The sequence below is a fragment of the Dyella japonica A8 genome (assembly GCF_000725385.1).
Lineage (GTDB): Bacteria > Pseudomonadota > Gammaproteobacteria > Xanthomonadales > Rhodanobacteraceae > Dyella > Dyella japonica_C.
Window position 1 is genome coordinate 635,992 of record NZ_CP008884.1, and the last position, 17,942, is coordinate 653,933.

General features: G+C 66.8%; 14 protein-coding genes. 10 read left to right on the forward strand and 4 right to left on the reverse strand.

All coding sequences use genetic code 11. The features are described 5' to 3' along the window. Positions 1-160 precede the first annotated feature (160 nt). The 4 genes from bioF to bioC are packed head-to-tail and all read left to right on the forward strand — an operon-like array spanning position 161 to position 3,784. On the forward strand, positions 161-1,351 hold the full coding sequence (gene bioF, locus HY57_RS02600; RefSeq protein ID WP_019465743.1) for an 8-amino-7-oxononanoate synthase: 1,191 nt from the start codon (positions 161-163) through the stop codon (positions 1,349-1,351). A gap of 29 nt (positions 1,352-1,380) precedes the next feature. Then, a complete protein-coding gene (locus HY57_RS02605) occupies positions 1,381-2,139 on the forward strand; it encodes a sulfurtransferase (RefSeq protein WP_038580377.1) in 759 nt (252 codons plus the stop codon). Continuing rightward, positions 2,136-2,906 (forward strand): pimeloyl-ACP methyl ester esterase BioH, encoded by a 771-nt coding sequence (gene bioH, locus HY57_RS02610; protein WP_019465745.1) that lies wholly within the window; start codon positions 2,136-2,138, stop codon positions 2,904-2,906. Before HY57_RS02605 ends, bioH begins: the two co-directional genes overlap by 4 nt. Further along, the gene (gene bioC, locus HY57_RS02615) at positions 2,903-3,784 is read left to right on the forward strand and encodes a malonyl-ACP O-methyltransferase BioC (RefSeq protein WP_019465746.1); all 882 of its coding nucleotides are present in this window, start codon (positions 2,903-2,905) and stop codon (positions 3,782-3,784) included. Before bioH ends, bioC begins: the two co-directional genes overlap by 4 nt. 70 nt (positions 3,785-3,854) lie before the next feature. On the opposite strand, the gene HY57_RS02620 is transcribed toward bioC, so the two are convergent. Next, complete coding sequence (locus HY57_RS02620; RefSeq protein WP_019465747.1) at positions 3,855-4,427, reverse strand: DNA-3-methyladenine glycosylase I; 573 nt, start codon at positions 4,425-4,427, stop codon at positions 3,855-3,857. A 196-nt stretch (positions 4,428-4,623) separates the two neighbouring features. Here HY57_RS02620 and HY57_RS02625 point away from each other — a divergent pair, with 196 nt between their 5' ends. Continuing rightward, positions 4,624-5,511 (forward strand): DMT family transporter, encoded by an 888-nt coding sequence (locus HY57_RS02625; protein WP_019465748.1) that lies wholly within the window; start codon positions 4,624-4,626, stop codon positions 5,509-5,511. 576 nt (positions 5,512-6,087) lie between these two features. On the opposite strand, the gene HY57_RS02630 is transcribed toward HY57_RS02625, so the two are convergent. Both HY57_RS02630 and HY57_RS02635 read right to left on the reverse strand, forming a co-directional pair. After that, positions 6,088-7,053: a threonine ammonia-lyase gene (locus HY57_RS02630; protein WP_019463961.1), complete on the reverse strand. Its 966-nt coding sequence runs from the start codon at positions 7,051-7,053 to the stop codon at positions 6,088-6,090. After that, positions 7,050-8,054 (reverse strand): aldose 1-epimerase, encoded by a 1,005-nt coding sequence (locus HY57_RS02635; protein ID WP_019463960.1) that lies wholly within the window; start codon positions 8,052-8,054, stop codon positions 7,050-7,052. The genes HY57_RS02630 and HY57_RS02635 overlap by 4 nt, the downstream gene beginning before the upstream one ends. A gap of 70 nt (positions 8,055-8,124) precedes the next feature. Here HY57_RS02635 and pepN point away from each other — a divergent pair, with 70 nt between their 5' ends. Beyond that, positions 8,125-10,782 carry an aminopeptidase N gene (pepN, locus tag HY57_RS02640; protein ID WP_019463959.1) on the forward strand — a complete coding sequence of 886 codons (2,658 nt, stop codon included), beginning with the start codon at positions 8,125-8,127 and terminating at the stop codon, positions 10,780-10,782. A 167-nt stretch (positions 10,783-10,949) separates the two neighbouring features. On the opposite strand, the gene HY57_RS02645 is transcribed toward pepN, so the two are convergent. Continuing rightward, complete coding sequence (locus tag HY57_RS02645; protein WP_019463958.1) at positions 10,950-11,135, reverse strand: hypothetical protein; 186 nt, start codon at positions 11,133-11,135, stop codon at positions 10,950-10,952. Positions 11,136-11,698: 563 nt separating this feature from the next. Here HY57_RS02645 and mnmG point away from each other — a divergent pair. The 4 genes from mnmG to HY57_RS02665 all read left to right on the forward strand — a co-directional run bounded on the left by mnmG (position 11,699) and on the right by HY57_RS02665 (position 17,877). After that, positions 11,699-13,576, forward strand: a complete 1,878-nt coding sequence (gene mnmG, locus HY57_RS02650; protein WP_019463957.1) for a tRNA uridine-5-carboxymethylaminomethyl(34) synthesis enzyme MnmG — start codon at positions 11,699-11,701, stop codon at positions 13,574-13,576. Positions 13,577-13,652: 76 nt separating this feature from the next. Beyond that, positions 13,653-14,453 carry an RDD family protein gene (locus HY57_RS02655; protein ID WP_019463956.1) on the forward strand — a complete coding sequence of 267 codons (801 nt, stop codon included), beginning with the start codon at positions 13,653-13,655 and terminating at the stop codon, positions 14,451-14,453. A gap of 249 nt (positions 14,454-14,702) precedes the next feature. After that, positions 14,703-15,443: a winged helix-turn-helix domain-containing protein gene (locus HY57_RS02660; RefSeq protein ID WP_019463955.1), complete on the forward strand. Its 741-nt coding sequence runs from the start codon at positions 14,703-14,705 to the stop codon at positions 15,441-15,443. 88 nt (positions 15,444-15,531) lie between these two features. Next, entirely contained in the window at positions 15,532-17,877 is a 2,346-nt protein-coding gene (locus HY57_RS02665; RefSeq protein ID WP_019463954.1) for a Tex family protein, read from the forward strand. Positions 17,878-17,942: the final 65 nt, after the last annotated feature.

The following is a 17,942-nucleotide window of genomic DNA, read 5'->3' on the forward strand; positions in this document are numbered from 1 at the left end:
GGCCGCCAATGCGCCATCCATCCCTTGTGGGAGCGCACCCTGTGCGCGACCGCGGAGCCAGGCTGCTCCTCGGTTGCCGGCTTTCGCACAGGTAGCCGGACACTCCGTGCCCGTCGCGCACAGGGTGCGCTCCCACAGGAAAAGAAGGTGATCGCACACGATGCGCACTGACCTGCTCAACCGCCTCGCCACGCACACGCAACAGCGCGAACAGGCCGGCTTACGTCGCCGCCTTCACACCGTGGCGCGCGCCGATGGCATGTGGGTGCAACGCGACGGTCGCCGCCTGCTTTCCTTCTGCAGCAACGACTACCTCGGCCTTGCGCAGCATCCTGCACTCGTCGACGCGCTCAAGCGTGCCGCCGACAGCGATGGCGTCGGCAGCGGTTCCGCGCATCTCATCTGTGGCCATCGCGCCGCGCATGCCGCGCTGGAAGAAGCGCTGGCTGAATGGACCGGCCGCGAACGCGCGCTGCTGTTCTCCACGGGCTACATGGCCAATCTCGGCGTGATGCAGGCGCTGCTGCAACGCGACGACGTGTGCGTGCAGGACAAGCTCAACCATGCCTGCCTGATCGACGGTGCACAGCTCGCCGGCGCCGAGTTGAAGCGCTATCCCCACGCCGATGTGGAAGGCGCAGCGCGCCAGCTCGCCGCTCGTCCCGGGGCCGCGTCACTGCTGGCTACCGATGGCGTGTTCAGCATGGACGGCGATATCGCCCCCCTGCGCGAACTTTCCACGTTGTGCCGCCGTGAGCAGGCCACCTTGATGGTGGACGATGCCCACGGCCTTGGCGTGCTCGGCCCGCAGGGCGAAGGCAGCGTGGCCGATGCCGGTCTTGGGCAGGGCGACGTCCCCGTGCTGATGGCTACGCTGGGCAAGGCGCTCGGCTGCAGTGGCGCCTTCGTGGCCGGCTCCGCCGCGTTGATCGACGGACTGGTGCAGTCCGCGCGCACCTATATCTATACGACGGCCATGCCGCCGGCGCTGGCCGCCGCGACGTTGGCCGCGGTCCGGCTGGCGCAGGCGGAGAACTGGCGGCGCGAGAAACTCCACGCGCTGATCGCCCGCTTCCGCAGCGGCGCCGGCCAGCTCGGCCTGCCCCTGATGCCCTCGCCCACCGCCATCCAGCCCCTGCTGCTGGGCGACGCCCGCGCGGCGCTGGAGGCCTCCGAGGCGCTGGAGCAGGCCGGTTTTCTGGTCACGGCGATCCGCCCGCCCACGGTGCCGCAAGGCAAGGCGCGCCTGCGTATCACCCTGTCCGCCGCCCACGAGGAAAGCGACGTGGACCGGCTGCTGGAAGCCTTCTCCCGGCTGCCCTCCGGGGCCGCGTCGGCCCGGCCCGTATAATGGCGGCCTTGCCGTACGCCTTCCCCCTCATGTCGATCCTGAATCTCTCCGCCTATCGCTTCGTCAGCCTGGACGATCTGCCGGCGCTGCGCGAACGCATCTTCGAGCGCTGCGAGGCGCTGGCGCTCAAGGGCACCATTCTGCTGGCGCCCGAAGGCATCAATCTGTTCCTCGCCGGCCCGCGCGAACCCATCGACGCCTTCATGGACTGGCTGCGCACCGATTCGCGTTTCGCCGGGCTGGAGCCGAAGGAGTCGATCTCCGACGATGTGCCGTTCGGCCGGATGCGTGTGCGACTGAAGAAAGAGATCATCACCATGCGCATGCCGACCATCCGCCCCGAAGGCGGGCGGGCGCCCGCTGTCGCACCGGTGACGCTGCAGCGCTGGCTGGCACAAGGGCACGATGACGACGGCCGCGAGGTGGTGCTGCTCGACACGCGCAACGACTACGAAACCGACGTGGGCCTGTTCCAGGACGCGGTGGACTACCGTATCGCCAGCTTTACTGAATTTCCCGCCGCCATCGCTGCCGACCGCGCGCGCTACGAAAACAAGACGGTGGTGTCCTACTGCACCGGCGGCATCCGCTGCGAAAAGGCCGTGCTGCACATGCAGGATATCGGCATGGAAAACGTCTACCAGTTGGAAGGCGGCATCCTGAAGTACTTCGAGGAAACCGACGGCATGCACTGGAGCGGCGGCTGCTTCGTGTTCGACGAGCGCGGCGCGGTGGACAAGGCGCTGGCGCCCGCTGCACTGCTCCCCACCGGGGCAGATCGCGAATGAACCTTCATATCGAAACCCACGGCCACGGCGAGATCCCCGTGGTGATCCTCCACGGCTGGGCCATGCATGGCGGCATGATGGAACCCCTGTGCGAGGTGCTGGCCGACCGCTGCACCATGCACGTGGTCGACCTTCCCGGCCACGGTTACTCGCGCGACAGTACGCTGTCGCTGGAGCCTTCCGTGTGTGCCGAAGCCATCGCGCGCATGACGCCCGAGGCGATCTGGATCGGCTGGTCGCTGGGCGGGCTGATCGCCATGACCGCTGCGCTGGAACATCCACACCATGTGCGCGGACTCGGCGTCATTGATGGCACGCCGAAATTCTCGCGCGGCGAGGACTGGCCACATGGCAGCGACCCCAAACTGGTGCGCCAGCTGGCCACCGACCTGGAAACCGACTACCACGGCACACTGGAGCGCTTCATCGCGCTGGAAGCGATGGGCAGCCGCGACCCCATGGCCGAGGTACGACACCTGCGCGCGCTGATCTTCCAGCGCGGCGAACCGAACCTGCGCGTGCTGCAGGAAGGCATTCGCATCCTGGAAACCACGGACCGGCGCGCCGAACTCGCAGGGCTGTCGGTGCCCAGCGCATGGATCGTGGGCCATCGTGACCGCATCGTGCCGCCCGCCGCCATGGCGTGGTCGGCCGAACAGGCGCACGGCAGCTACACCGAAATCGCACACGCGGGCCACGCGCCCTTCTTTGGTTATGCGGGCGATGTCGCCAACGCACTGACGCCCGTGCTGGACAGCTTCCGATGAGCGAATCGCATTTCGACCGCCAGCAGGTGCGCCGCAACTTCGGCCGCGCGGCGAACACCTATGAGCAGCACGACGCCCTGCAGCGCGAAGTGCAGTCGCTGCTGCTCGATCGCCTCGGCTTCTATCTGGAAGCACCGGAGCGCGTGATCGACGTCGGTGCCGGCACCGGCCGCGGCACTGCGTTGCTGCGCAAGCGCTATCCGAAAGCCCAGGTGATCGCGATGGACCTGGCGTTGCCGATGCTGCGCGCCGCGAAGAAGCACAACAGCTGGCTGAAGCCGTTCCAGCGCGTGTGCGCGGAGGCCACCGCGCTGCCGTTGCCCGACCACAGCGTGGACGTGCTGCATTCCAACCTCTGCTTCCAGTGGATCGACGACCTGCCGGCGCTGTTCGGCGAGTGCGTGCGCGTGCTCAAGCCCGGTGGCCTGCTGGTGTTCTCCACCTTCGGCCCTGACACGCTGAAGGAATTGCGCGCCGCCTGGGCCGAGGCCGACCAGCAACCGCACGTGAGCCGCTTCCTGGACATGCACGACCTGGGCGACGCGATGATCAACGCCGGCCTGCGTGACCCGGTGCTCGACGTGGACCGCTACACGCTCACCTACAGCGAGCCGCGCATGCTGCTCAAGGAACTGCAGGGACTGGGCGCGACCAACGCGGATCGCGAACGCGAACGCCACCTGCTAGGCAAGCAGCACTACCGGCGCATGCTGGCCGCCTACGAAGCCATGCGCATCGACGGCCGCATTCCCGCAACCTGGGAAGTGGTGACCGCACACGCATGGGGCCCGCCGCCGGGCCAGTCGCGCCGCCTGCCGGGCGGTGGCGAAATGGCGAGCTTCTCCATCGACAGCCTGCGCGGCTCGCGCCGGAGATAGGGCAAACAGCGAGTGAAAGGCAACAGACTGGCCACTCTCACCGCTCACCCGTTTTCACTCACTCCCGCCTTCAAACCTGCTTGTAACGGAAGCAACTCACCGTGTGATCGTTCACCATGCCTGTCGCCTGCATGAAGGCATAACAGATGGTGGTGCCGACGAAGCGGAAGCCGCGCTTCTTCAAGTCCTTGCTCATGCAGTCGGATACCGGCGTACTGGCCGGCACGTCGCCCTGGCCCGTCCACCTGTTGCGGATCGGCTTGCCGTCCACGAAGGACCACAGGTAGTGGTCCAGGCTGCCGAACTCATCGATGACGCTAAGCGCGGCGATGCCGTTGTCGCGCGTGGCATAGACCTTCAGGCGATTGCGGACGATGCCGGGGTCGAGCAGGGCCTTCTCCAGTTCGCGATCCTTCATCGCCGCGACGCGCGCGATGTCGAAGTCGTGGAACACGCGGCGGTAGTGGTCGCGCTTGAGCAGGATGGTGCGCCATGACAGGCCGGCCTGAGCGCCCTCCAGACACAGGAACTCGAACAGCATCTGATCGTCGTGCAGCGGCGTGCCCCACTCGGTGTCATGGTAGTCGTGCATGTCGGCGCTGTCGCCCCAGGGGCAGCGTTGCTTCAAGGTCTTGGATGCCATGACGAAGTCCTGTTCAAGCCCGGGCCCTGCCCGTCCACTGCGCGAATACCCGTGATCGCACCGGCCAGCGCCACCACGAACCATGCATGCCGCCCGGTCTTGCAAGTTTGGCGGCCGGCCACGACGCTATCCCAGCCTTGGGTGCGGAACAAGGACAACGTCACCGCAACCCACCCCATCCTCCAGCCAGGTTTCCATGGATACCTCCTCATCGTCACGCGGAGCCGTCACCGCGCTGCTCATCACCATCCTGATCTGGGCCTACAGTTGGGTGGTGATGAAGCAGGTGCTCACGCACGCAGGGCCCTTCGACTTCGCGGCGATCCGCTATGTGCTCGGCGCGCTCGTGCTGCTCGGGGCGCTGGTGGTGTTCCGCCAACCATTGCGCCCGCCGCCGCTGCTGCCGACGATCGCCATCGGCCTGTGCCAGACCACAGCCTTCCAGGGGCTGGGCCAATGGGCGCTGGTGAACGGCGGCGCCGGACACGTGGCCCTGCTGGCCTACACCATGCCGTTCTGGGCCGTGCTGCTGGCGTGGGTGATGCTGGACGAGCGGCTCACACCACGGCGATGGCTTGGCCTGGGCCTGGCCGCCATCGGCCTCACCTGCATCATCGAACCGTGGCACAACATGGGCAACCTCGGCAGCACCCTGCTGGCGATCGGCGCCGGCGCGGCTTGGGCCATGGGCACCGTGCTCAGCAAACGCGTGTTTCTGCGCCATGCCCCGACGCCGCTCAACCTCACGGCATGGCAGATGCTGTTCGGCGCCATCGCGCTGGTGGTAATCGCCCTGTGCGTGCCGCAGCGCTCCATCGACTGGAGCCCGGGCTTCATCGCCGGCCTCGCCTATAGCGTGGTCATGGCGTCCAGCATCGCCTGGGGCCTGTGGCTGATCGTGCTACATCGCTTGCCGACCGCGGTGGCCAGCGTGGCCAGCCTGGGCGTGCCCGTGGTCAGCGTCCTGCTGGCGTGGCTGATCCTGCGTGAACAGCCCAGTGGCATGGAGATGGTGGGCATTGTGTTTATTCTGCTGGGACTGGTTGCCGTGAGTGGCGTGAACTTGCGCAAGGTGGCGCGTTGAAGCGACCGGATGCCGAGGCCTGGCTGCGAAGGTGATGACCTTCATGGCCGCCCGATTGTCTGTGGGAGCGCACCCTGTGCGCGACTGCGGCGTCTCGTGGTCACCGCTCCGTTAGGTTGTCGCGCACAGGGTGCGCTCCCACAGGAAAGCGGGGGGCGTGCGGGCCCATTGGGGTCGAAGCGAAGCGAGGCGCCGCTTTAAGTCCTCATCGCCAGGGCGCGTTGCGTAGCGCCCGGGAGTACCTGCTGTGTAGAGGCGAAGGTTGCCAAGCAACGACTTGCGTCACGCGTTCGGGCTTATCCCAACGGAATGCTGCCAGCTCCTAAGGCCATTTTCTTTGGGTTACTTTTCTTTTGGGCCAGCAAAAGAAAAGTGACTCGGCCTTCGGCAGAAGGTCGAAACGCCCGCTGCGTAAGCGGCCCGGTCGCGGGAAGGCCTGAGGCGACAACCAACCGCAAAGTCACTGGATCCCGGCCTGCGCCGGGATGACGGCAAAGATGAGACGGTGAGGCTAGGCTGCCCCTCACCCCTCACCCCGCTCCTCGTCCCGAAGCGGAATGAGAGCAAACACCTGCCTTACCAAGGCAACGCGTCGATATCGACATTGCCCCCGCTAAGCACCAACCCCACCCGCTTCCCCTTGAACCGCTCCGGCCGCTTCAGCACCGCCGCCAGCACCGTCGCGCTCGACGTCTCCACCACGATCTTCAACTCATTCCAGAGCAGCTTCATGGCGGCGATCACTTCCTCGTCGCTCACCGTCGTCACCTCGACACGGTGCATCCGCAACGCCTCGAAGTTCGTCTCACCGATCAGGGTGCGCAAGCCATCGCAAATGGTGTCCGGCACGAACGGCCCCACGCGTGCGCCAGCTGCGAGTGAACGCGCGGCATCGTCCGCTCCCATGGGCTCGGCGCCGTGGATCAACACCTGGGGTGCCACCCCGTGCGTCGCGATGCAGGTACCCGCGATCAAACCGCCACCGCCAACGGGCGTCACGATGATGTCCACGCCGCCCGTCTGCTCCAGCAACTCCAGCGCTGCCGTGCCCTGTCCCGCCATCACGCGGGTATCGGCGAACGGATGCACCAGCTCCGCGCCCGTCGCGCGCTGCACTTCGTCGGCCTTCGCTTCACGGGCGGCCTGCGTCGCCTCGCAGCGATGGAGGATAGCGCCCGCGCGCTCGATGGCCTGCAGCTTGGTGCGCACCGCGCCGTCCGGCACGATGACGTGGGCAGGAATGCCGCGCGTGGCTGCCGCCATGGCCAGCGCATTGCCGTGGTTGCCCGACGAATGGGTAACGACGCCGCGCGCAGCCTGCGCGTCGTCCATGGACCACACGGCGTTGCAGGCGCCGCGGAACTTGAAGGCGCCGCCGCGCTGGAGGTTCTCGCACTTGAAGTGCAGGTCCGCGCCGCTCAATGCATTCAGCACGGCGCTGCGCAGCACCGGCGTCACCACGGCGTAGGGCGCGATGCGCGATGCCGCTTCCTGCACCTGCGCAAAGGTGGGCAGGGCGGCGCGATTCACGGGCGCGCTCATGGACTCTGGATCTCCACGCCACAGGCAAAGCGGCGCTCGGCGCCGGGCTCGAGACGGATGGCATCCGCGCAATCCGGACGATTGAACGCGTTCGACCAGCTTTCCATGGGCTCCAGCGCCACAGAGCGACGCACATCGCGCGTCACGGTGTCGGCAGTGAAGACCAGCATCACACCGTGCGGCTGCCACACGGCAATGCCGAGCCCACTGTGCGGGTCGCGCAGGCGGGTGCGCACGCGTCCGTCCGTGTCGCAGCGAAGGTCGGCGTAGGCATGGTCGATATGGCGCGGGCCGATCTTCCTCATCTCGCGGAAGTCCAGTTCGGGCTGCTCGGACAGGGGCACGCGCGCGCCATCCCCGGCGATCGGAATGAGCGCTTCGTCGGTGCGCACCAGGCTGTCGGCCGGGATCTGCAACTCCCAGCCATCAACGGTGGCATCGGCTAGCCTGAAGTACGGATGCCAGCCGAAGAAGCACGGCGCGGCCTGCTCGCCCACATTGCGCATGGCGGTTTCCAGCGTGAGGCCGCCGGCGTCGAGCGTATAGGTCACCGTCAGGTCGATGGCGAAGGGGTAGCCGGGGTGGACGCCCGGGCGGATCGCTTGCGTGGTGAACACGGCACGCGCGCCCTGTGCATCGGCGGCGAGTTCGGCGACATGGAAATCGACGCCACGCACGAAACCATGCCGCGCGGCGCGTGAGGCGCCCTCCACGCCGGGTTGCAGGTCGTGCGGCTCGCCATCGAAGACATAGCGGGCGTCGGCAATGCGGTTGGCGAACGGCGCCATGATGGCGAAACGGGAGCTGGGACGGGCGTCAAGCTCGGCGGCGTCGCGATAGCCGTCGGCGATGTCCTGCGTTCCCTGGGCGGACGGTACGTCGAAACTGATCAGGGTGGCTCCGCGCCGGGCAATGCGCAGGCGCCGGCCCCTTGCCACATCGGTGAGCACCACGATGTCGTGGTCGCCCACCCGCCCGCGTTCCGCAAGATACTCCGCCATTGCCTTGTCCTGTCGGGAAAGGCCCGCATGTTAGCCTGACTCATCCGTTTCCGTAGTTCCGGCCGTCACCATGAGCAATCGCAACGACACCTCCTCTTCCCTGATCCGGCTCAGCGACTATCGCGCGCCGGCGTGGCGCGTGGCGAAGATCGAGCTGGCCTTCGACCTGGGCATCGACAGCACCGAGGTCACCTCCCGCTTGCACCTGCAGCGCGATCCCGCGCAACAGGAACCGCTGCGGCTGGATGGCGAGGGCCTGGCCTTGCTGTCGATTGCGCTGGATGGCCAGCCGCTCTCCGACCAGGCATGGCGTTACGCGGACAACGTGCTCGAGGTCGACGGCGCGCGTGATGGCAGCGTACTGGAGACGCGCGTGCGCGTGCAGCCGGCTGCCAACACCGCGCTGGAAGGCTTGTACCTGTCGGGATCGCGCGAGGCCGGCTTTCTGTTGACGCAGTGTGAAGCGGAGGGGTTTCGCCACATCACCTTCTTCCCGGACCGTCCCGACGTGCTGGCCAGCTATACGGTGACGCTGCGCGCCGATCGCGAGCGCTTCCCGGTGCTGCTTGCCGGCGGCAATCCCGATGGCAGCGGCGAACTGGAAGGCGGCCGCCACTGGGCGCGTTTCGTGGATCCGCATCCCAGGCCGAGTTACCTGTTCGCCCTGGTGGCCGGACGACTGCAGAAGATCGAGCGCGATTACACCACCGGCAGCGGCCGCGCCGTGACGCTGGTGATCTGGGCCGAGCCCGATGCCATCGGGCAGTGTGGCTACGCCATGGACGCGCTCGAGCGTTCCATGCGCTGGGACGAAGACACCTACGGCCGCGAGTACGACCTGGACGTGTTCCATGTCGTCGCCACGCACGACTTCAATATGGGTGCGATGGAGAACAAGGGTCTCAACATCTTCAACGCCAAGTACCTGCTGGCCGACCCCGACTCCAGCACCGACGACGAATATCGTGCGGTGGAAGCGGTGGTGGCGCACGAGTACTTCCACAACTGGAGCGGCAATCGCGTGACCTGTCGCGACTGGTTCCAGCTGTCGCTGAAGGAAGGGCTCACCGTGTTCCGCGAGCAGCAGTTTTCCGCGGACATGAACTCGGCACCGCTCAAGCGCATCGAGGACGTCGCGCTGCTGCGTCGCGCGCAGTTCCCGGAAGATGCCGGCCCCCTGGCGCATCCCGTGCGTCCCGCGCAGTACGCCGAGATCAACAACTTCTACACCGCCACCGTCTACGAGAAAGGCTCCGAGCTGGTACGCATGGTGGCGGGGCGGCTGGGCCGGGATGGCTTCCGTCGCGGCATGGACCTGTATTTCTCGCGCAACGACGGGCATGCGGCCACGCTGGAGGATTTCCTCGGCGCCCTGGGCGAAGCCAATGGCATCGACCTAATGCCGTACCTCGCATGGTATGCGCAGGCTGGCACACCCCGGCTGACGGCCCGGGGCCATTACAACGCGGCGCAGCGTGCGTACACGCTCACGCTGTCCCAGCACACGCCCCCCACGCCCAATCAGGCGAGCAAGCAGGCGCTGCCGATCCCGGTGAAGCTCGCACTGTTCGATCGCGAGGGCCAGCTGTTGCCGTTGCACCTGGCGGGCGACGACGCCGACGCGTCCGGCGCGACCGAGCGCGTCGTCGTGCTGGACCGCGCGGAACAATCGTTCGTGTTCCAGCAGGTGCCCTCCGCCCCGGTGCCGTCGCTGCTGCGCGGTTTTTCCGCGCCGGTGATCCTGGAGTGCGACTACTCACCCGATGAGCTGGCCTTGCTGCTGCGCCACGACGTGGACGGCTTCAACCGCTGGGAGGCCGGCCAGCAGCTGGCGGCGCGCGCCTTCGACAATCTGCGCGATGGCGATGCCAACCTTGCGCTCGATGCCTGGTGCGAGGCGCTGGCAGCCCTGTTCGGCGACACCGGCATCGACGATGCCCTGCTGGCCGACCTGCTGACGCCACCGGGCGAGATCGAGCTGGCCGAGCGCGAGCGCGTGGTCGATCCCTCGCATGTGCACGCGCTGCGCCTGAAACTTCAGGAGCACCTTGCGCTGCGCATCGGCCGCGAGCCACTGCAACAGCGCTACGACGCGCTCGCGGCGCGCACCAATCGGAAGCTCGATGCGACCAGCCAGGCGCATCGCCGCCTGAAGCGCCGCGTGCTGGACCTGATTGCGTCGATCGATCCGTGGGGCGCGCATACGCTGGCCACGCTGCAGTACGACAACGCGCCGAGCATGACCGATCGCCTGGCGGCGCTGTCGGTGCTGGTGCGGGGCAACGCGCCACAGGCGCATGCGGCGCTCGCGCACTTCCGCGAGCGCTATGCGGACAATCCGCTGGCGATGGACAAGTGGTTCTCGGTGCAGACGCAGCTGCCGGGCGACATGGTGCTCGAGCGCGTGCAATCGCTGGCGCAGGATGCCGCCTTTACGCTGAAGAACCCCAATCGCGTCAATGCGCTGTACGGCGCGTGGGCGCGCAACAACCCAGATGGCTTCCATCGCGCGGATGGCAGCGGCTATCGCCTGCTGGGCGTCCTGCTGCAGCAGCTGGACGCGATCAACCCGCAGGTGGCAGCCCGCCTGGCCACGGCCTTCAACGGTTGGCAGCGTCTGGAGCCGGCTCGCCATGCGGCGGCGCAGGCCGTCATCGACACCCTGGCGGCGCAGCCCCATCTTTCGCGCAACCTTGGCGAGATCGTGCGCAGCATGCGACACGGCTGACAGGCATCCACCGAAAGAAACGCCCGAGTGCGGCCCGTCCTTGGACGGGGCACCCGGGCGTAATGTGTTTCAGCGAGAGGATGACACCTTGATGAAGCACAACTTGCCCAAGCGCGGGTGATCGATCCTGCTCACACCCGTTGTACCCACCGCCCCGGGGGCGGCGATCAGACCGCCATGCGCGCCAGTTCGTCGCGCAGCCGATCCATTCGCGAGAGCAGACGCGGCTGCAGGGCCTGGCGTTCGTTCTCGCTGCGTTCTTGCAAGTGTTCCATGGCCATCTCGACGCGACCAAGCTCGATCAGGAGATCGTGGTGCGGATAAACCGGCTGGAAATCGATGCTGAGTTCCATGAGCTTCAGCCTCCCAAAGTCCGACGCTTTTGTCTGGCCTGGGTGGCGAAGCAATGGGCGTGCCACGTGCGTGATCACCATCACATTCATCTTGGCGGTGGATCACGGAATGACGCTGTGCGTCACGAGGTGCCAACTCTCGGCACAAACAGGCGTTTTAGTCACTCCACGTTCACGCTCCAAGGGTAAATATCCCTTCCAACGCGCAGCCAGAAAAGCTGCGGCCAGTGACTTATTTTCGGTTTCTGGCGCCCGGCAACACGGTCATCCTGGATTCCCCCTGTTCCTGAGACCGCCGGGCGCCAGATCTTATCCAGAGCGCTTGAAGGCTCTTCAAAGCTCAGAAAAGGCGAAGGCGCCCCGAGGGGCGCCTTCTTGCTTCCTCTCCCCGGCACGCGATCGAACCCCTGTCGTTCGATCTCGGCGCGCATTCAAGCGCAGCTTCTGCCCGTGGAAAGTGCACGGAAGGTAAAGCAGAAAGCATGCCAACGGCCGGAGTGCCGCAACGGCGCTACCATAGGCGTCCAGTTAGGTCCAAACCTGCACTTCCGGGGCAGTTTCGTATGTTTCACCCAGTTTCCTACGACGTCATCGTGGTTGGCGGCGGCCACGCCGGCACCGAAGCGGCGCTCGCCTCGGCGCGCACGGGCGCGCGCACGCTGCTGCTGAGCCACAACATCGAAACGATCGGCCAGATGAGCTGCAACCCGGCCATCGGCGGCATCGGCAAGGGCCACCTGGTCAAGGAAATCGATGCCCTGGGCGGCGCCATGGCGCATGCGGCGGACCTCGCCGGCATCCAGTGGCGCACGCTCAATGCCTCCAAGGGCCCCGCCGTGCGCGCCACGCGCTGCCAGGCCGATCGCGCGCTCTATAAGGCCGCCATCCGCCGCATCGTGGAAACCCAGCCGAACCTGGAGCTGTTCCAGCAGGCCGTGGATGACCTGATTGTGGAGAACGGCCGCGTCACCGGTGTGGTCACGCAGATGGGCCTGGCCTTCCGCGCCCGCGCCGTGGTGCTGACGGCCGGCACCTTCCTCGCCGGCAAGATCCATATCGGCCCGGCCCAGTACGCCGGTGGCCGTGCCGGCGATCCGCCCGCCAGCACGCTGGCGCAGAAGCTGCGCGAACTGCCCGTGGCGGCCGATCGCCTGAAGACTGGCACGCCGCCGCGCATCGACCTGCGCAGCATCGATTTCACCGGGCTGGAAGAGCAGCCCGGCGATGATCCGGCGCCGGTGTTCTCGTATCTTGGCTCGCGCGACGAACATCCGCGCCAGGTCAGCTGCTGGATCACGCACACCAGCGAGCACACCCACGAGCTGATCCGCGGTTCGCTGGATCGCTCGCCCCTGTACAGCGGGCAGATCGAAGGCGTGGGCCCGCGCTACTGTCCCTCCATCGAGGACAAGGTGGTGCGCTTCGCCGAGAAGACCTCGCACCAGATTTTCATCGAGCCGGAAGGGCTGGATACGTTCGAGGTCTATCCGAATGGCATCTCCACCTCGCTGCCCTACGACGTGCAGCTGGCGCTGGTGCATTCGATCAAGGGTTTCGAGAAGGCGCACATCACGCGCCCGGGCTACGCCATCGAGTACGACTACTTCGACCCGCGCGGGCTGCACCCGTGGCTGGAGACCAAGACCATTCCCGGCCTGTATTTCGCGGGCCAGATCAACGGCACCACCGGTTACGAAGAAGCCGGCGCACAGGGCCTGATCGCGGGCCTCAACGCGGCGCTGGCGGTGAAGGGCGAGGCGCCCTGGTACCCGCGTCGCGACGAGGCCTACGTCGGCGTGCTGATCGACGACCTCACCAGCAACGGCACCATCGAGCCGTACCGCATGTTCACCTCGCGCGCGGAATATCGCCTGTACCTGCGCGAGGACAACGCGGACCTGCGCCTTACCGAGGCCGGCCATCGCCTGGGCGTGGTGCCGCAGGCGCGCTACGACGCGTTGCGCGCCAAGCGCGAGGCCGTGGAGCGCGAGACGCAGCGGCTGGGCGCAATCTGGGCTGCCCCGGCGAATGCGCTCGGCACCACCATCACGCAGCAGCTCGGCATCACGCTGAGCCGCGAGACGAGCGCACTCGACCTGCTCCGCCGGCCCGAACTCGACTACGCAAAGCTGACAACGGTCGACGGCATCGGCCCCTCGGTGGACGACGCCGACGTGGCCGCCCAAGTGGAAGTGCAGACCAAGTACGCCGGCTACCTCGAACGCCAGCGCGAGGAGATCGAACGCCAGCGCCGCCACGAACAGACGGCCATTCCGGGCGGCTTCGACTACGACAAGGTGCGCGGCCTTTCCGCCGAAGTGCTGCTGAAGCTCAAGCGCGCACTGCCGGAGACCATCGGGCAGGCCTCACGCATCAGCGGCGTGACGCCGGCCGCGATCTCGCTGCTGCTGGTGCACCTGAAGCGCCGCGACGCGGCCTGATTTTCTTCCTGCGCTCCCCCAAGAGGCCTTGCCCGCATGGCATCATTCGGGCCTGACGGTTTTCTCGGAGCACACCATGGAAGTCTGGATCGGTCGGGACGGCGAACGGCATGGCCCCTACAAGGAAGTGGACGTACGCCAGTGGCTGCGCAGCGGCCAGGTCAGCCCTGACGACCTGGGCTGGCACGACGGCATGACGGACTGGGCGCCCTTGTCCACGCTGTTCCCCAACGAACTGAGTCACCAGGATGCCGCCCCAGCGGGTGCCGCTATTTCGCCCCCGCCACGGTCGATCCCTGAAGCTGCATCGGAACCGTCCGCCGTCACGTTCGACTACGCGAGCTTCTGGCAGCGTTTCGGGGCGTGGGTCATTGATCTGGCTGTACTAATGGTTCCCTCGACGATTGCCTTTTATGCCCTGGGTGGCCTCTCCGCTTATGAGCACCTGATGGCGCAGTTGCAGACCACGCCGGATATGAGCGCGACCATTCGCGAATACGTTGAGGCGACGCGCGGCTCCAACATCGCCGTCATCGTGATCGGATTCCTCTATTACACGCTGTTCGAGGCCTCCCGCCTGCAAGCGACACCAGGCAAGCTGGCACTGCGGCTGCGCGTCACCGATATCAACGGGCAGAAGCCTGGCTTCGGGCGGGCAGCGTTGCGCAACGTCGTGCGCCTCACCAACGCGCTCACCGGCCTGATTCCCTTTGTTTGCTATATCGCGGTGGCGTGGACTCAGCGCAAGCAGGGCCTTCACGATCTGGTTGCGAGAACGTTGGTGCTCAATGGCCGCGCCCCTAATATCGATGTGCGCACTTCGCAAACCGGACAAAGCAGCGGCTCAGGCAGCTCAACCAGTTCATTCAACGCGTGACGCTTCGCATTGCTGGCGTGTTGCGCGCCTGCGATGCGACATGCCCCAGCGATGGCGCAGCGGTACTGACGTTACGCGCACATCGCATTCACGCCTGCGTTGCATCTGGCAGGCCATAAGGCATGTGCAGGCCGATGCATCGCCGCCATGTCTTCTGTGCACATCTGCATTTATGACCTATGGCGGATGCGCGCAGAAGCGCAAGAAGCGCATGCTTGTCGTACAGGGGGCCGCGAACCAGGCAAGGTCATGGCCCAGTCCCAACCTGACGGCGGCTGGATCTACCAGTGCGACGATATTCTCGTCGAACCGCGCGCCCATCGCCTCGAGCGGGCAGGCAAGACGGTTTCCGTCGAACCCAAGGCGTACGCGGTACTGGTAGTCCTGCTGCAACAAGCCGGTGAAGTCGTCGGCAAGGATGCATTGCTTGATGCCGCATGGGGTCACAGGCACGTCACGCCAGGCGTACTCACGCGTGTGATCTCGCAGTTGCGGCACGCCTTGGGCGATTGCGTATCCGAACCACGTTACATCGCCACCGTGCACAGCCTGGGCTATCGCTTCATCGGTGACGTGCACCGGACACCCGCGGCCGTCATCGAGACCTTGCCCGGTGAGGCCAGCAACGACGATCCCGCACTCGCCACACAGGCACGGCCGCTTCCGCCCGCGCCGCCGGCGTCGCTGCCACGTCGCTGGGTGGCCGCCGCCATCACGCTGGTGTTGATCGTGGCCGTGCTCGCCGCGGTGAGCCTGTGGCACACGCCCGATGGCCACCGGCACGAACTGCACATGACGCCGCAACCCGCGCTCGCCGTGATGCCCGTGGCGCACGAGCAGGACACGCGGCCACTCCGTCAGCATCGGCATCCCCGCAACCGGCGCCTCGTCACGGAGTATCCCGGGGATCGCGACGACGCCCCCGCCAATCTGCGTGCGGGCGGCTACCTGACGCTTCGCCCTGAACAGGCACCCGCGGCCAGCCAGTAGCCGCGCGCCGACTTGCTATGATCGACAACCCGATGGCGCGCTTCGTGCCCCGTCGTCTTGTCGAACGCTCAGGAATCGTTTCAGCCCCATGCTCAGCATCGAACAACGTATTGCCCAGGACATCGCCGCCAAGCCGGACCAGGTCCGTTCCGCGGTGGAACTGCTCGACGGCGGCGCCACCGTGCCGTTCATCGCTCGATACCGCAAGGAAGCCACCGGGGGTCTCGACGACACGCAGCTGCGCTTGCTGGAAGAACGCCTGCGCTACCTGCGCGAGCTGGAAGAGCGCCGCGGCGCGATCCTCGCCAGCATCGACGAACAGGGCAAGATGACCGATGCGCTGAAGAACGACATCCTCTCCGCCGATACCAAGGCGCGCCTGGAAGATCTGTACCTGCCGTACAAGCCCAAGCGTCGCACCAAGGCGCAGATCGCGCGCGAAGCGGGCCTGGAGCCGCTGGCCACCGGCCTGCGCGACGACCCCACGCAGTCGCCGGACGCCTTGGCCGCATCGTTTGTTGACGCCGAGAAGGGTGTGGCGGACGTACGCGCCGCGCTCGACGGCGCCCGCGCGATCCTGATGGAAAGCATCGCCGAAGACGCCGGCCTGCTCGGCGAATTGCGCGATTGGCTGTGGGACAAAGGCCAAATTCGCGCCAAGGTGGTCGAGGGCAAGGAAAATGAGGGCGCGAAGTTCCGCGACTACTTCGATCACATGGAACCGATCGGCAAGATCCCCTCGCATCGCCTGCTCGCGCTGATGCGCGCGCGCAACGAAGGCGTGATCGAGCTGGAGCTGTCGCCCGCGCTGGATCTGGAACAGGGCCACGTCGAAGGCGAAGGCCGTGTGGCGGCGCATAGCGGCATCGTCGATCGCGGCCGTGCCGCCGACGCATGGCTGCGCGAGACCGTGCGCCTGACCTGGCGCGTGAAGTTGCACCTGCACCTGACGCTGGACCTGTTCGGCCGCGTGCGCGAAGGCGCGGAGGACGAAGCCATCCGCGTGTTCGGCGACAACCTCAAGGACCTCATGCTGGCTGCACCCGCCGGCGCCAAGAGCGTGATGGGGCTGGACCCGGGCATCCGCACCGGCGTGAAGGTCGCCGTGGTCGATGCCACCGGCAAGCTGCTCGCCACCGACACTATTTATCCCCATGAGCCGCGCCGGCAGTGGAACGAATCGCTGGCCGCGCTGGCCCGGCTGTGCCAGAAGCACGGCGTGGACCTGATCGCGATCGGCAACGGCACCGCCTCGCGCGAAACCGACAAGCTGGCCGGCGAACTGATCAAGGGCCTGGCCAAGACGCATCCGGACCACAAGCTGTCGAAGGTCGTGGTGAGCGAAGCGGGCGCGTCGGTGTATTCGGCCTCGGAGACGGCGGCCAAGGAGTTCCCGGACCTGGACGTGAGCCTGCGCGGCGCCGTGTCCATTGCGCGCCGCCTGCAGGATCCGCTCGCCGAACTCGTGAAGATCGAGCCCAAGGCCATTGGCGTGGGCCAGTACCAGCACGACGTGAACCAGGTGAAGCTGGCGCGCGCGCTGGACGCCAAGGTCGAGGACTGCGTGAACGCCGTGGGCGTAGATGTGAACACGGCCTCTGCCGCCCTTCTCTCGCGCGTGGCCGGCCTTAGCGCCAGCGTGGCGGAGAACGTGGTGAAGCACCGCGACGCCAACGGCCCGTTCGCCAACCGCAAAGCCCTGCTGAAAGTGCCGCGCCTGGGCGACAAGGCGTTCGAGCAGTGCGCGGGCTTCCTGCGCGTGCCCAACGGCGACAACCCGCTGGACATCAGCGCGGTGCATCCGGAAGCGTACCCGGTGGTCGAGCGCATCATTGCGCAGTGCGGCCGCGAGGTGCGTTCCATCATCGGCGACATCACCTTCCTGCGTGGCCTCAAGGCCGAGCAGTACACCGACGAGACGTTCGGCGTGCCGACCGTGCGCGACATCCTCAAGGAGCTGGAAAAGCCCGGCCGCGATCCGCGCCCGGAATTCGTCGCGCCGAGCTTTGCCGAAGGCGTGGAAGACCTGAAGGACCTGCGCCCCGGCATGGTGCTGGAAGGCCGCGTGACCAACGTGGCGGCGTTTGGTGCCTTCGTGGACATCGGCGTGCACCAGGACGGCCTCGTGCACGTCTCCGCACTGTCGCACACCTTCGTGAAGGACCCGCGCGACGCGGTGAAGGCTGGTGACATCGTCAAGGTGAAGGTGATGGAAGTCGACCTGCCGCGTCAGCGTATCGGCCTGTCCATGCGCCTGGACGACGAACCGGGCCAGCAGGCCCGCGGCGCTCGTCCGGCCGGTGGCAATGAGGCCCCGCGTGGCGGCCAGCGCGACAACCGTGGCCCGCGCCCGGGTGGCGGCGCGCCCAAGCCGGCGCCGGCGCCCTCCAACAGCGCCTTCGCCGACGCCTTCTCCAAGGCCCTGAAGCGCTAAGCCGTACTGTGTGGGAGCGCACCCTGTGCGCGACGAACCTGCCGTAACGTGGGGGCAGGCCCGTC

Bases quoted from the DNA above. Each gene is read 5' to 3' on its own strand.
- bioF (WP_019465743.1), top strand. From the start codon at position 161: ATGCGCACTGACCTGCTCAACCGCCTCGCCACGCACACGCAACAGCGC.
- HY57_RS02605 (WP_038580377.1), top strand. From the start codon at position 1,381: ATGTCGATCCTGAATCTCTCCGCCTATCGCTTCGTCAGCCTGGACGAT.
- bioH (WP_019465745.1), top strand. From the start codon at position 2,136: ATGAACCTTCATATCGAAACCCACGGCCACGGCGAGATCCCCGTGGTG.
- bioC (WP_019465746.1), top strand. From the start codon at position 2,903: ATGAGCGAATCGCATTTCGACCGCCAGCAGGTGCGCCGCAACTTCGGC.
- HY57_RS02620 (WP_019465747.1), bottom strand. From the start codon at position 4,427: ATGGCATCCAAGACCTTGAAGCAACGCTGCCCCTGGGGCGACAGCGCC.
- HY57_RS02625 (WP_019465748.1), top strand. From the start codon at position 4,624: ATGGATACCTCCTCATCGTCACGCGGAGCCGTCACCGCGCTGCTCATC.
- HY57_RS02630 (WP_019463961.1), bottom strand. From the start codon at position 7,053: ATGAGCGCGCCCGTGAATCGCGCCGCCCTGCCCACCTTTGCGCAGGTG.
- HY57_RS02635 (WP_019463960.1), bottom strand. From the start codon at position 8,054: ATGGCGGAGTATCTTGCGGAACGCGGGCGGGTGGGCGACCACGACATC.
- pepN (WP_019463959.1), top strand. From the start codon at position 8,125: ATGAGCAATCGCAACGACACCTCCTCTTCCCTGATCCGGCTCAGCGAC.
- HY57_RS02645 (WP_019463958.1), bottom strand. From the start codon at position 11,135: ATGGAACTCAGCATCGATTTCCAGCCGGTTTATCCGCACCACGATCTC.
- mnmG (WP_019463957.1), top strand. From the start codon at position 11,699: ATGTTTCACCCAGTTTCCTACGACGTCATCGTGGTTGGCGGCGGCCAC.
- HY57_RS02655 (WP_019463956.1), top strand. From the start codon at position 13,653: ATGGAAGTCTGGATCGGTCGGGACGGCGAACGGCATGGCCCCTACAAG.
- HY57_RS02660 (WP_019463955.1), top strand. From the start codon at position 14,703: ATGGCCCAGTCCCAACCTGACGGCGGCTGGATCTACCAGTGCGACGAT.
- HY57_RS02665 (WP_019463954.1), top strand. From the start codon at position 15,532: ATGCTCAGCATCGAACAACGTATTGCCCAGGACATCGCCGCCAAGCCG.